This is a genomic window from Pseudoalteromonas sp. CNAT2-18.1 (assembly GCF_022347865.1).
In the GTDB taxonomy this organism is placed as follows: Bacteria; Pseudomonadota; Gammaproteobacteria; order Enterobacterales; family Alteromonadaceae; genus Pseudoalteromonas; species Pseudoalteromonas ruthenica.
Genome location: NZ_JAKRFR010000007.1, coordinates 105470 through 118917 on the forward strand (window position 1 = coordinate 105470; position 13448 = coordinate 118917).

General features: G+C 47.3%; 11 protein-coding genes. 7 read left to right on the plus strand and 4 right to left on the minus strand.

All coding sequences use genetic code 11. The features are described from left to right. Positions 1-28: 28 nt before the first annotated feature. The gene (gene asnB, locus MHM94_RS16125) at positions 29-2068 is read left to right on the plus strand and encodes an asparagine synthase (glutamine-hydrolyzing) (RefSeq protein ID WP_235420006.1); all 2040 of its coding nucleotides are present in this window, start codon (positions 29-31) and stop codon (positions 2066-2068) included. Positions 2069-2107: 39 nt separating this feature from the next. On the opposite strand, the gene MHM94_RS16130 is transcribed toward asnB, so the two are convergent. The 3 genes from MHM94_RS16130 to MHM94_RS16140 form a co-directional block, all read right to left on the minus strand. Further along, positions 2108-2647, minus strand: a complete 540-nt coding sequence (locus tag MHM94_RS16130; RefSeq protein ID WP_022944946.1) for a carboxymuconolactone decarboxylase family protein — start codon at positions 2645-2647, stop codon at positions 2108-2110. A 180-nt stretch (positions 2648-2827) separates the two neighbouring features. Beyond that, positions 2828-4150: a porin gene (locus MHM94_RS16135; protein ID WP_022944947.1), complete on the minus strand. Its 1323-nt coding sequence runs from the start codon at positions 4148-4150 to the stop codon at positions 2828-2830. A gap of 197 nt (positions 4151-4347) precedes the next feature. After that, positions 4348-4842: a MarR family transcriptional regulator gene (locus tag MHM94_RS16140; RefSeq protein ID WP_022944948.1), complete on the minus strand. Its 495-nt coding sequence runs from the start codon at positions 4840-4842 to the stop codon at positions 4348-4350. A gap of 158 nt (positions 4843-5000) precedes the next feature. Here MHM94_RS16140 and MHM94_RS16145 point away from each other — a divergent pair, with 158 nt between their 5' ends. From MHM94_RS16145 to MHM94_RS16160, 4 genes are all read left to right on the plus strand, one after another. Next, positions 5001-6959 (plus strand): methyl-accepting chemotaxis protein, encoded by a 1959-nt coding sequence (locus MHM94_RS16145; protein WP_022944949.1) that lies wholly within the window; start codon positions 5001-5003, stop codon positions 6957-6959. A gap of 112 nt (positions 6960-7071) precedes the next feature. Beyond that, positions 7072-7926, plus strand: coding sequence for a D-hexose-6-phosphate mutarotase (locus MHM94_RS16150; RefSeq protein WP_235420005.1), 855 nt, complete (start codon positions 7072-7074; stop codon positions 7924-7926). Between the two features lie 9 nt (positions 7927-7935). Then, positions 7936-8451, plus strand: coding sequence for a PH domain-containing protein (locus MHM94_RS16155; RefSeq protein ID WP_235420004.1), 516 nt, complete (start codon positions 7936-7938; stop codon positions 8449-8451). Further along, positions 8441-9979, plus strand: coding sequence for a PH domain-containing protein (locus MHM94_RS16160; protein ID WP_235420003.1), 1539 nt, complete (start codon positions 8441-8443; stop codon positions 9977-9979). The genes MHM94_RS16155 and MHM94_RS16160 overlap by 11 nt, the downstream gene beginning before the upstream one ends. A 12-nt stretch (positions 9980-9991) precedes the next feature. Here the strand turns inward: MHM94_RS16160 and MHM94_RS16165 are convergent, their stop codons facing one another. Then, on the minus strand, positions 9992-11131 hold the full coding sequence (locus tag MHM94_RS16165; protein WP_235420002.1) for a PepSY-associated TM helix domain-containing protein: 1140 nt from the start codon (positions 11129-11131) through the stop codon (positions 9992-9994). A 274-nt stretch (positions 11132-11405) separates the two neighbouring features. On the opposite strand from MHM94_RS16165, the gene MHM94_RS16170 reads away from it, so the two are divergent. Together MHM94_RS16170 and MHM94_RS16175 are read left to right on the plus strand one after the other, a co-directional pair. Beyond that, positions 11406-12020 (plus strand): PQ-loop domain-containing transporter, encoded by a 615-nt coding sequence (locus tag MHM94_RS16170; protein WP_040643146.1) that lies wholly within the window; start codon positions 11406-11408, stop codon positions 12018-12020. Between the two features lie 329 nt (positions 12021-12349). Then, entirely contained in the window at positions 12350-13444 is a 1095-nt protein-coding gene (locus MHM94_RS16175; RefSeq protein ID WP_235420060.1) for an efflux RND transporter periplasmic adaptor subunit, read from the plus strand. Positions 13445-13448: the final 4 nt, after the last annotated feature.

Here is a 13448-nt window from a genome sequence, read left to right on the forward strand (position 1 = left end):
TAGCAGTTTAATTTAGTAAGGATTTTACATGTGCGGTATAGCGGGAGTATTTAATCTCGATCCAACTCAATCCATTGATCCACAGCTGCTTGTCAATATGGCGGCTATCCAACACCATCGCGGCCCCGATGGTTTCGGTTACCGTCGTATTGAGGGTAAAGGCATCGGCTTCAGTCATGCCCGCCTTTCTATTATTGACCTGAATGAGCAACGAGCACGACAGCCTTTTATGAACAGTGATGAGCAACTGATGCTTACACACAACGGCGAGTTCTATGATTATGCCCGAATTCGTGCCGACTTAGTGGCTCAAGGCGCTCGTTTTCAATCGAAAAGTGACTCAGAAATTGTGCTCCATCTTTATCAGCGCCAAGGGATGCAAGCGATGCTGGATCAACTGCGTGGGGAGTTTGCTTTTGCACTGTATGACAATAAAGAAGACACACTGCATTTAGTGCGTGACCGCTTCGGGATAAAGCCCCTGTATTACACGCAAACACAAGACGAAGTGGTGTTTGGCTCAGAGCTAAAAGTGCTGTTTGCGCACCCCAAGGTTAAGCGACAGTTTTCCAGTGCTGGGCTCTATCATCAGCTTATTCAAGTGATGGTGCCGGGGAGCACGGCATTCGCTGACGTACACCAAGTCAAGCCGGGTCATGTTGTCAGTTTTAAACGGCAAAATGGGCAGTGGCAAATCACGGATAACCGCTATTGGGACGTTAACTTTCCCCGCGCTGAGGAGCACCAAAATGACACCGATGAACAGTTGTATATACAAGGAGTCCGCGAAAAGTTACTAGAAGCGGTGCAGCTGCGTTTAACAGCAGATGTGCCAGTTGGCTGTTACCTGTCGGGTGGCATTGATTCTTGCGCGATTCTTGGGCTCTCTTCGGCGGCGAGTCAGCAACCTATCAAGGCATTCACCATTGGCTTTGATAGCGACGATTATGATGAAACCCCCATAGCAAAAGAAATGGCCGAAGCCACGCAGGCTGATCATCACATCATGTCACTAAGCGGTGATGAGCTTTACAGTCATTTTGAGCGCACCTTATGGCATACCGAGCGCACCATTTACAACACCTTAGGTGTGGCAAAATACCTCATGAGCCAGCAGGTGAACGACGTAAACTATAAAGTGGTGATGACTGGAGAAGGGTCTGATGAGCTCTTTGCTGGCTACCCTTCGTTCCGTAACGACTTGTTCCTTTATGGTATGGATGAAGTGGATGCCGATGAGCGCGCAAAGTGGCAGAGCATGTTACAAAAAACCAATAAGCTCTTTAAGGGCGCGATGCTCTCGCGCAATGAGTGTCGTAATGAGGCCTTGGAAAGCCTAGTTGGTTTTACCCCCAGTTGTTTACAACCTTGGCTGGCTTGTGGTGAGTTCGCCGATGGGTTGGTGGCTGAGCAACATAAAACAGCCTTAGCTGATTATGATGCTGGCAAAGCCATTGCGGACACCTTTGACAACGATATGTTAGCAGGGCGTCACCCTCTCGATAAGGCGCAGTATGTATGGATTAAAACCATGCTCGAAGGGCAGATTCTCACTTGGGGTGGTGACAGAGTCGATATGGCTAACTCGATGGAAGCGCGGCCAGCGTTCTTAGATCATCATCTTGCTGAGTTTGCTTTTAACATTCCCCCTCACCTGCGTATTAAAGACAACAAAGAAAAATACGTGTTACGTGAAGCAATGAAAGGGTTACTGCCGGAGACCTTATACAAACGAGAAAAGTTTGCTTTTATGGCGCCGCCCGCTCACACCGATGAGAAAAAGTGGCAAGCGATGAAGCAGTTAGCTGACAAGTACCTAAGCGACGAGGCATTAGCACAATCAGGCCTGTTAGACCCGCAAGCTGTGGCGGATTTATTTGCCCTTCACGATGCCCCTGACACTGATGATGCATTGAAGGTGCAGTTGGATGCGGTGATTAATCACATGATTGGCGTTCAGGTATTGCATCAGCAGTTTGTAGCAACCGATGTGCCTCAACAGGCTGCACAATTGGCGCAACATTATGGTTGGCGTGCTGACGACGCGCACCAAGGTGCGCAAATATAAAAACTGAATAGGGCTGCAAGCGCAGCCCTTTTTATGGTGTTAGGCAAAAGGTTTAAAGGCATCGTCCAGAGGTGTGTCGGCGAGGTGATTTACGTAGTTACTCATCACTTTTTGGCTGAGAGCAAGAATAATATCCAATAAATTCTGCTGACTATAGCCGGCAGCGAAAAAGGTCTTACTTTGTTCATCGCTCAAGTGACCACGCTGACGCACAATTTCGAGCGTGGTATCACGCAGTACTTCTAGCTTGTCGTCACCTAATGGCGCCTGGTCACGCAAAGCCTGATTAAGGTCGTCATCTACCTTCATTGATTTGGCAATAGCTGAGTGCGCAGGGACACAGTAATGGCATTCGTGTTCAACGTTAATACTCTGCCATACCACTGTTTTTTCGGCATTATTGAATGAGCTGTTTAAAAAGGCTTCATGCAATACTTGGTATCCGTGTAAAAGCTGTGGCGATTCGGCCATGACTGCGTGCAAATTAGGAATACTACCAAAAGCTTGTTGTGACTTCTCTAGTAAGGGTTTGCTGCTTTCTGGCGCGGTCTCTGGGGTATGTAAAGTAAATTCTTTCATCGCTATCTCCTTTTGGTGTGTAGGAAGTAGACTAGGCTTATTTGAATGTTTGTTCAAATAAGCTTTAGTTATATCTGACTTCACACCCATCTAAGGTGCGGTGAAATAAAATAACGGTAAATCGGGTCGCACAGGGCAATAAAAAAGGGCTACTAGGCCCTTTTTCAAATCACTCACTACTTAGAAGTAATAACCAATATTGATATTGAAGCGGCGTTCTGTTTCGTCGCTGTCACCAGCAATAGAACCCCCTACAAATGGCTGATTCTTAGCATGTACTAAGTCAAAGTAGGTGAATAACCCGCCTGCGGCAACAGAAACGCCGGTTACGTTCATCCACGTGTCTTCGCTGTTGTCAGACTTGTCGTAGATGATGCCGTAGTCATTGTAAAACTGCAGATTGGTGACCGGACCCCACTCAACAGGGAGGCTGTAGGCAATGTTGGCGTTGGTCATAGTGGCTTCTGCGGCAATACTGTCATAGAAGGAGTAAGCACCTACCGCCATGCGATCGACGTTGTCGATATCGTAGTTGTAGTCACCATGTTGCAACTGGAAGTTCCAGGGGCCGATGTTGCTATTTACGTGTACAGCCCACGCTTGGTAATCTCCGGCACGGTCATTACCATCATGCAGGCCACCGGCTAAGCCAGAAACACCAATCTCAGTTTTGCCACCTTCATGCTCTAAGTGATAAGCGTAACGACCTGAAAAGGTGTTGTATTCACCAATCGGGTTGGTTGGCTCTGCGTAGATACCATCACCCACATTTCTAAAGCCAACAACATCATAAGAGTAACGATCACTGCGATTATCGACGTAACCATCAACGCCACCTAGCTCATCATTTTTGAAAAAGCCAAGATCGAGTTGCCAGTTATCGGCTACTTTACGCTTAAATAGCACACCCATGTCATGGTCATCTTCTAAACCAATGTAGTAAGTGGTGCCGAAGAACCAGTTGTGTGAGTTGTACGGCCAATTACCAAAAGGCACTTTGGTAATACCGGCCTGTACTTGCCAGTCTTCTGCGAAATCGTAGCCAACATAGGCATATTTCACGGCCGTCATGTAGTCGAAGAAGCGAATCTCAGCGTTGAGCTCGACATCACCAATATCGCCAGAGAAATTTAACCGGAAGATATCGAAGTCAAAGTCGCCGCCACGATTTTTATTATCATCATCGTAAGAGGTATGGCTGAAGTTAGTACGTACTGCACCACCTACATGAATGCCATCTTCTTTCTCGGCGCTCTTTTCCATCGCCACTGTTTGCTCAAGCTGCTGCTCTTGTTGAGCAATACGGGTATTAATCTCTTCTTGCTGCTGTGCTTGTTGCTCTGCACTTTGCTCAGCGGCATCAAGCTTTTTCTGCAACTGCTGCATTTGCTTTTGCAACTGTGCCAGTTGCTCCTTCATTGCCTCCATTTCTGGGTTCGCCATTGCGGTGCCAGAAACACAGGTAATGGCAAGAGCCAATGCGGTCTTCTTGAACGTAGTCATAATTGCCCTATGTTGTTGCCATAATCACTTAGCCTAGACTAAGTATTTGAATTTTTCGAAGTTGATTAACCAGATTAAATACTGGCCAGTGGCGTTAAGGGATCATCCTAGATACGACCCCTCTATGCCAAACCGTGCTTTAGTGTAGCAAGAGGAACCGTTTTGGGGAAATGTGTAAGTGTTTACTAATATTAGAGTTATTCTGATTTTCCAGGGTCAACCTGACGGGTAATTGCACCCACTTCCAGTAGCGGAGAGGCATCTATGTTATCTGCGTCCATCATTGCGGCGATGCGCTGCATCGACGAAAGTAGCAGAGTTTGTTCCCATTCAGAGAGGCTACTGAACTTCTCGATAAAGTGATCTTGAAGTGGCTGTGGTGCCTGATCAAGCAAGGCTTTACCTTGCTCGGTTAAATATAAGCTCACTCGGCGTTTATCAAGTTGACTGCGCACGCGGCTTACCAGCGCTCGACTCTCTAGCCTATCTAAAATATTGGTGACTGTTGCCGGGCTAAGATTTACATTTTGGGCAATGCGACTGGCCGTGATGCCATCGGTTTGTGCCACTTCATGCATAATTAGCAGCTGGGGGCCAGTGAGGCCGGACGTTTTGTTCAGTTGTTTGGAGTGCAGATCAATGGCGCGGATGACCTTACGCAGGGCAATTAATAACTCGTCATACTTTTGCATTTCCAACCTCCAACTGACTAAAGCAGCCATTATACCTTTAAATACCAAGCGGACTACACCCCCTTGATAAAAACCGTTACGTTTAAGGTTTATAAAAACGTGGCGAGTTTAGGCTATTGAAACTAAAGTTAATCATTATTACCTAGCGCAATACAACTATGAGTATTAGAAGCAAGTTATTACTGGCCTTTGTCAGTGCAATTATTCTACCTCTGGGTATCATTGCTGTTATTGTTATTAATCAAGCGCGTGACCAAGCGCTGAGTAACTTTCAAGACTTAACTAATCGCGAAGTCATCCAGATTGATAGAGGCCTCAGTTCGTTTTTTGCCGAGGTTGTGAAAGATGTGGACTTTCTCGCCTCACATCCCAAAGTGTTGGCAGCAACCACGGATGTCACTCTGTATAAAAACAGTGACACCAGCAGCGAACTCGATGCGCTAGCTGGCTCGCAAATTGAGCGGCAGGCGTTTACGTTGTTTAGCCATTTTGGCGAAACCCATCCAGGCCTTGCCTATGTGTATATGGGCAACCAAGAGGGCGGCTATATTCAGTGGCCACAATCAGCAGTTGGCCCTCGCTACGACCCGACCCAACGTCCGTGGTATCAACATGGTGCAAATGCAAATGGCGAGACGGTGCGCACCAATGCTTATTATTGGGCTGCTGATGATACGGTAATCGTGTCCACCGTAAAAGCGGTGAAAGAAGGCGGGCAAGTCGTGGGTGTGCAGGGGATGGATGTGTCGTTAAAGGCACTCACCGATATGGTTAAAAAAATCACTTTGGGTGAGTCGGGTTACCTCATGCTGGTAGAGGATAGCGGTACGGTATTAGTTAACCCTAAGGATCCAGAGCATAATTTTAAACAATTCTCCCAAGTCAGCAACGGCGCTTTTAGCGAATTGGCGCAAAGCCGTAATGGCGACTTTGAAGTGACGTTGGCCGGTGAGGACTACTATGCCCACCTCTATACCTCGCCACAGCTAGGTTGGAAGTTCATTGGTTTAGTACCGCAAAGCGAGGTGATGGCGGCGGCTAACGCCATGACGTGGACGATTATAATCGTTTGCTTGGTACTTGCTGGGATATTTGCGTTGTTAGGTAATACCATAGCGGGGCTCATCAGCGGCCCAATTATTACTGTTAGCAAAGGCTTAGAGGATATCTCCGAAGGGGATGGCGATCTTACCCAGCGGCTGCAAGTAAGCTCGAAAGATGAGACGGGTGCTTTGGCAGCGAACTTCAATGTGTTCTTAACTTCTATTGCCAAGTTGGTGGCACAAATAAATGACACCGCGAAAGAAGTGAATGAGGCTGCAACACATTCACTGTCACTTTCGAGTAGCTTAAATGGTTATACTGACCAGCAGCAGCAGGCACTTGCAATGGCTGCTACGGCCATTAACGAAATGGCGGCAACCGCAAATGAAGTGGCGCAAAGTTGTGCCAATGCTGCCGATTTAGCGCAGCAAACACGCGATGCCTCCGAGCAAGGGCAAGAAGTCATAACCGAAGCCGTGGCCAGTGTCACTGAGTTGTCGCAGGCGATTACCTCGGCGGCGAGTGACATTACCCAGCTCGCACAAGAGAGCGAAAGTATTACCTCCATTTTGGATGTTATTCGTGCCATTGCTGAGCAAACTAACTTATTAGCACTCAATGCCGCAATTGAGGCGGCCCGTGCCGGTGAGCATGGACGTGGCTTTTCCGTTGTTGCCGATGAGGTGCGGGCGCTGTCGCAACGAACCTCACAATCGACAGAAGAAATCGCCACGCAACTGGATAAGCTCAGAGCGATGAGCGAGAGGGTTGCGGGGGAGATGAATCAAAGCTTGGCTCGCAGCACCCAAACTGTTGAGCAAACCAATGCGGCGCAACAGCAGTTTGTGGAAATTAATCGCTCAGTGATGGATATTAGTGATCTCAATACGCAGATAGCGACGGCTGCAGAGGAACAGCAGCACGTGGCGGAAGATATTAATCGTAATGTCGTAGAGATTAAAACCGCCGCTGATGAAGTCAGTGAGGTGGCGACTAAAACAGACAGCAGTGGCCAGCGTTTAGATGCGCTTGCGAAACAATTGGCCGCTCTAGTTGGGCGCTTTAAAACCTAAATGCAAAGTAAAAACATGACCGCGAGATGAATTATTTTCGCGATATATTTACTTAATTATGATTATTTGGGTATGGTGAAGCTGCATTGGCTTTTTTAAGAAGGAACGAAGTATGCAGCTTTCACCTAGTGTTACTATCGCTCGATGTGAGTCGGGTTTAGAATACTTACAGGTTAATTCACCCTTGTGCCAAGCCCGTATTTTTCTCCAAGGCGCACAACTGACCGAATACACTCCAGCTAACCAAAAACCACTTATTTGGGTATCGAGCGAGGAGGATTACCAAGAGGGCAAAAGTATTCGTGGCGGGATCCCCATCTGTTGGCCTTGGTTTGGAGTGCATCAAAATCCCGAATGGCCCATTCATGGTGTGGCTCGAGTATCGTTATGGCGTGCAGAAGAAGTAAAAGAAGAACAAGACGCCATTCGCATCAGCTTGTCTTTGCCGATGGCGCAGGTGGATAAAACCTACTGGCCTCACAACACCAAGTTAGAGGTTGAATATGTACTGAGCGATAAACAGCTCGAGGTACGGTTGACTAACACCAACTTAGGTGACAGCTCAGTGCAACTAACACAAGCACTGCATAGCTACTTACCGACCCCAGATATTACGCAAACATCCGTAGACGGCTTGCAGGGGGCACAGTACATTGAGTTTGGTGAAGGGCCCTTTGAGCAACAAGAAGTGGTTCACTTTGGCCGTGAAACCGATATGGTCTACAGTGATGCACAGCCATTGCAGCGTATTCGCACCCCTGACGGCACCATTGAGGTTGCCCGGGAAAACTCGCGTTCGTGTGTTTTATGGAACCCCTGGGTAGATAAGTCTCAGCGGTTATCTAACTTTGCGGACGACGAATACCACAAAATGCTGTGTTTAGAGGCCGCAAATGTGCTTGACGATAAAGTTGAACTTGCGGCGCAGCAAAGCCATACACTAGCAACCATTATTCGCTGGGGCTAGTAACGGTCTATGGGCTCGTCATTTAGTAATGAGCAGATTGAGCACCTGCCACAGCACCAAACCGTGCAATTGCAACCTTTGCCGGGAGCGGCGTTAGGTTATCGCCTAACACGGGCCTTGTTGTGGTTAGTGGGGTTGCTCGTTGCTACAGCCGCTGTTGCGTATTTGCGACCGCTTGATTTTGCCGTTTTGCGCCCCTGGTTGCCCTACGTTCTCCCAGCTTATGCATGCCTACACATACTCTGGCAGTATCTTACTTATCGCCATAGCGGCTATGCGATTCGCGAGCATGATGTGATGTATCAACGGGGGGTTATTTGGCGAACAACCACCCTGCTTCCTTTTGCTCGTATTCAGCACAGTGAAATTCATCATGGGCCACTTGAGCGGCTCTGGTCTGTAAGTACCTTGCAGTTATTTAGTGCCGGTGGTTTTGCTGCCGACCTAACCATGAGTGGGCTGCATCATCAACAAAACCAAGCCCTGCGCGACGTTATACAGCAGTACCACAACGATGAGCAATAATAGCAGTAATACAGCTGAACCTGCGCAGCAATGGCAGCGCTTGAGCCCATGGGCGATTCTTTATTTCATTGTGAATACCGGTTACCGACTTATCGCTGATGGCTTCTTAAATATGTTGCCGGTCTTGGTGCTCTTTGTTGTAAATGTTGAACGTAAGATATTTTGGGCAACATGGGGTGGAGGAATCGCGCTGCTGGCATTAGTTGCGTATGGCTGTGCTTATTACGCTACATTTCGTTTTCGGGTGCAAGGCGATGCTCAAGTGTTGCTTCATAAAGGTGTGTTTACTAAAGAGCGTCTGGCGTTACGTTTTACACGGGTACAAAATATTAACCTTGCCACGCCTTTTTACTTTGCTCCTCTGGGAAGAACAAACTGCCAGTTTGACGCTGCTGGTAGCAGTGACAAAGAGATAGTCTTACCCGCTTTGAGTAATGCCCATGCGCAGCAATTACGTCGCTTTATTTTAGCGTCGAAGCAGCGCAGTGATGAAGAGGAGGCTGATACAGAGCAAGAGGCTCAAGTAGCAACCTCGGCTGATTTAGCCTTGCCGAACCATGAAGTGGCTAAATATGGGTTGATGTCGAATATGGCATTGCTGGCGCTAGCGGCCCTCATGCCTATTGTGAATATGGTCGATGGACTATTTGAGCAAGTGGTGATCGCTAACTTAGATGCCTTTTTCAATGCTCACGACCTCTTGGCTGCATACGCTGAAGAGTTAACCCTGATCACTTTGCTTATCGCCGCAGTGATACTTACTGTCGGTGGTTCAGTGATCATGGCGTTATTACGGTTTTATAATTTTGAACTTTTTATCGAGCAGGCCCGTTTTCGTCGAGTTGCTGGGTTGTTAGAGCGCCAGCAACTCAGTATGCGTTTTACCAAGGTGCAAAGCGCGACCATTAAGCAAAACTGGGTCGCGGTATTATTGCGCCGTTATACCCTGAGTTTTGCGCAAGTGGCTACGTTCGGCCCGAAACACCAGCAGGATAAGCAATCGCTGTTATTGCCGGTGTTAACGCATGCGCAGATGACCCAGATGATGGCAACGATGTTTCCTTGGTTTGCTAACTATGACAGTGATTTGCAGCCGGTATCTCGGCGCTACTTTTGGCATCGCGTCGGTTTATTGGCCGCATTGCCATTAGCTACAGTGAGTTGTTCATTGGCGGCTTTTTTACATTGGGCGTTCATTGCGTTGGCGCTGTTAATACTGCCTTTAGCGCTTTACCACTATTGTATATACAAGCGTCTTGGCTGGCAGTTAGTCAGTCATCAAGGGCAGGAGTTTTTAATCCATCGCAGTGGCCTAATTGGCAGTGTGCTCACGGTGTGTGAGCTCTTTAAAGCGCAGCAGGTCAGCGTGGTGCAAACAACATTAATGGCCAAAGCACAGGTTGCAACCATTAGTATTCAGTTTGCTTCAAAGCGCCTCACCTTGCCATTTATGCCTGAGCAGCAAGCACGGATGCTGGCCGATCGACTGTTATTTCATATCGAAACCGACCAGCGCGCTTGGTTCTAATGGCTTTTTTTCCTAGTTATAAGCCCGCTTGTGGTGTGTTTGTGCACGGCGGTTGCGCTTAGAAGCCTTCTTACGGCGGCTTCGCACATACCACAAGTAAAACCCTGTGCCCGCCAACCAAACTGGGCTTAAACCGATCACCGCCCAGATGATTTTGCTAACAAGACCGGCAAAATAGCCAAAGTGTAACTTGCGAAAGCTATCGATTAATTGCCAACCAAATGCTACCTCACGGATATCCCAGTTGCTCATATGGGCACCTGTGTCACGGTTATAAGTCACCATATTACCGTATTCACTGAAAAGCGGATTGCTGCTGTCGACTTCTCCCCAAAAGGTAATATGGTCATCTCCCTCATGAGGTAACGTGATAAAAGTTGGCTTAAAGCTGTCAATTTGTGTGCGACTGTCATCCATTAATGACTGCAGTGATAAGTTTGCCGAATGTTGTTTATTCATCACCACAGGGTGCTCTTCATCGGCATGTTCAATTACTTCGTGATACCACACAGCGTAGTTAAAGTAGCCCCCGGTGATCGCCAAAATAATGAGAATGGGAGAGCCAAAAACCCCCGTCATTTTATGAATGTCACTGAGCACAATTTGCAGCGTTGCTCGCCAGCGTAAAGTGAACAAACGACGCCAAAATTTGCGATAAATGATAAGTCCCGTAACCCCTAACACCAGTAAGAACAGTGCGAAGAAAAACCCCAGTACTGTTCCTGTTTGTCCTGGTAAGGAGTCCAAGTCATTGAGCATAAAGGTGTAATGTAGTTCTACCAAGAAATCGGTAATGTAATGTGTGGTGCTAACAGGTTCAGAAAGTGTCTCGCCACTGTATTGATTGACGTGGAACTTGTACCAATCCTCGGTGCCTTTTTTGATTGTGTACACTCTATCTGCAGTGTCATTATCAAATACTTCCCACGCAGCAATAACATGTTCTGGATAACGTTGTTCGATGCGCTCGGTGAGCGTATCAAGCGACAACCGCTGTTCAGTATTGGCGACGGCAAAGTGTTTTTGCGGCATTAGCCAGCCATCTATTTCGCTTTTAAACACCAAAATAGCACCAGTGATACTGATCAACAGTAGTGGCAGCATGGCAGCAAGAGCTAACCAGCTATGAATTTTAAATAGGGTTTTACGCATGGGACTAAGCGAGCTTTCTGACGGTTATGCAAATAATAACGATTATCAAAAATAATACAACCATACTCGTTAAGCGTAAACATAAGCTGAAAATGTAATTATTTCTTTACGTTTGCATGATGCGTTGAGTGCCGTATTGCTATTGCTTAGTTGGCTAGCATCTATACAATGCGCGCCTTCAAAAAGTTGTTAATAATCATGTATTTACATTAATTATTTGTTTATTAACGGCCTGTTTTCTATTTTAACGATTAGTTTAACAAAAGAGGTTGCTTTGACTGAGTATTTGCCCATTATTTCGTCTTTTATCTTAGCTTTTAGCTTTATGCCGATGCTAAATAAAGTTCGCAAAAACCGCAGCGTTTCTGGGCTTTCTTTGCTTATGATGAGTTTTGGCGTAGCACAAAGTATTTACTTTATTGCCTTCAACCTATTTTTTGAGCGTTACTACATGGTTTTACCTTTTGTGGTGACCGGTATGCTCAGTAGCCTTATTTTGTACTATTTTCTTCGTTACGATGCCGCAGCCAAGCAGCGTAAGCAATTATTGTACATGCTACTATTCAGCGTGGCGCCGTTCTCTTTATTGGCTAGCCCTTACGTTGATGCCGATAGTCTGCTTATCGCTCTGACGTATGTTGGTCTGGTTATGAGCTCAATTCGCGTTATGCCACAAACCTATAAAACTTTGCGCAGTGGTGATGTTAGTAACTTGAGTGCGCGCTATTTTATGTTGCAGCTTTTGGCAGGGTGCTTTGGTCTGACGGCTGAACTTTATATGGCGGCGCCCAGCGTGTCGCATATTCTTAACTTTGTGATGATCTTATTGACCAATGCGGCGCAATTAGCCTGTATTCAATATTACCGTCATCGTCCTGCTATGGCATAAGTTCGAAGTAAAAAAGGCTGCCCGTATGCAGCCTTTTTCATCGTTTAAATACCCCACTTTATGCCCTCTCTTGTCGCCCTTTCAAGTCACCTAATCTCTCCATCTCGTTGATACGTATTATCGGTCATGGCTACAGGTGATGCCGTGGTGTAAAGAAACTGCAAAGTAGTAATACTTCCTTACAAATGTCACCTTACTTATACACGGCAACTTGTTAATATAACGTGAGTATAGATTTATCAAGGTAAGTGGGTATGCACAAGGTACTGAAAAAGTTGTTGGTGGCGCTGGGAGTCGTGTTAGTAACGGGGCTTGCTGGAGCCGCTGTTATGGTGTCGGCAAAGAAGCCAGATGAGACCAAGCAAGTTGATACACGCCCAGTCGTTGAGGTAGAGCAGCTTGCGGCCAACGATCATCAAGTGTTGCTATCCACATATGGTGAGGTACGGCCTCTTGAAAGCACTCAGCTTGCCGCGCAGGTTACCGGCGAGGTGGTAAGCTGGAACGAACGCTTTGTTGCAGGCGGTATTGTTGAGCGTGGCGAGCTGCTGTTCACTATTGAAAAAGATAACTATGAAGCTGCGGTATTACAAGCCGAAGCAGAGCTTGCTCGGGCCCAAGCGGCATTAATTGAAGAACAAGCACAACAAGACGTCGCCAAAGACGAAGCTGCCCGTACGCCGGGTGTAAAGCGTTCAGCATTATTCCTGCGTGAACCTCAGGTGCTCAGCGCCAAAGCTGCTGTGAAATCAGCAGAAGCAGCGTTAAAGCGTGCTCAGCGTGATTTAGACAACTGCGAAGTCCGCGCCCCCTACGACGCCTTAGTGATCAGCCGAAACGTAGGCCAAGGACAGTTCGTTTCTTTGGGTAGCCAAGTAGCTGAACTTAACAATATCGAGACGGCGGAAGTGATTGTCCCCGTGGCTGGTTTTGACAGTGCCTTTTTACCACAGCGTGTTGCTGGCACGCCGGCCACCATTATCCGGGAGGGGTTAAACGGTTTCACTCGCAGTGCCGTGATCGATCGCGATTTAGGCGTGGTCGACAGCGCTACGCGTATGAGTAACTTGGTGGTGCGTGTTAACGATCCCTACGCTATGCACGGGCAATTGCCTAAGCTGAAGTTTGGCAGCTATGTGCAAGTGCAGTTCGCCGGACAGACTTTGAAAGAGATTTTCCGTCTGCCGCAAGAGCTGGTGAATAACCAGACGGTGTGGGTGGTGAATAAAGACAACCTGCTGCAACCTCGACAAGTCAAAGTGGTACGTGAAGAAGATGAGTTTTTTCTGATCAGTGGTGGCCTTGATGCTGACGACCGTGTGGTTGTCACTTTGCCTGAGTACCCGCAAGAAGGCATGGAAGTGCGTATTGCCGGAGCTGTAAATAGCTCTGAAAATAGCCCCAAGACAACGGATCAACTGTAGGAGC

What these genes read in the sequence shown, in the direction of transcription:
- MHM94_RS16130 (WP_022944946.1), bottom strand. Translation starts at nt 2,647, where the DNA reads ATGAAAGAATTTACTTTACATACCCCAGAGACCGCGCCAGAAAGCAGC.
- MHM94_RS16140 (WP_022944948.1), bottom strand. Translation starts at nt 4,842, where the DNA reads ATGCAAAAGTATGACGAGTTATTAATTGCCCTGCGTAAGGTCATCCGC.
- MHM94_RS16150 (WP_235420005.1), top strand. Translation starts at nt 7,072, where the DNA reads ATGCAGCTTTCACCTAGTGTTACTATCGCTCGATGTGAGTCGGGTTTA.
- asnB (WP_235420006.1), top strand. Translation starts at nt 29, where the DNA reads ATGTGCGGTATAGCGGGAGTATTTAATCTCGATCCAACTCAATCCATT.
- MHM94_RS16145 (WP_022944949.1), top strand. Translation starts at nt 5,001, where the DNA reads ATGAGTATTAGAAGCAAGTTATTACTGGCCTTTGTCAGTGCAATTATT.
- MHM94_RS16135 (WP_022944947.1), bottom strand. Translation starts at nt 4,150, where the DNA reads ATGACTACGTTCAAGAAGACCGCATTGGCTCTTGCCATTACCTGTGTT.
- MHM94_RS16155 (WP_235420004.1), top strand. Translation starts at nt 7,936, where the DNA reads ATGGGCTCGTCATTTAGTAATGAGCAGATTGAGCACCTGCCACAGCAC.
- MHM94_RS16165 (WP_235420002.1), bottom strand. Translation starts at nt 11,131, where the DNA reads ATGCGTAAAACCCTATTTAAAATTCATAGCTGGTTAGCTCTTGCTGCC.
- MHM94_RS16160 (WP_235420003.1), top strand. Translation starts at nt 8,441, where the DNA reads ATGAGCAATAATAGCAGTAATACAGCTGAACCTGCGCAGCAATGGCAG.
- MHM94_RS16175 (WP_235420060.1), top strand. Translation starts at nt 12,350, where the DNA reads ATGGTGTCGGCAAAGAAGCCAGATGAGACCAAGCAAGTTGATACACGC.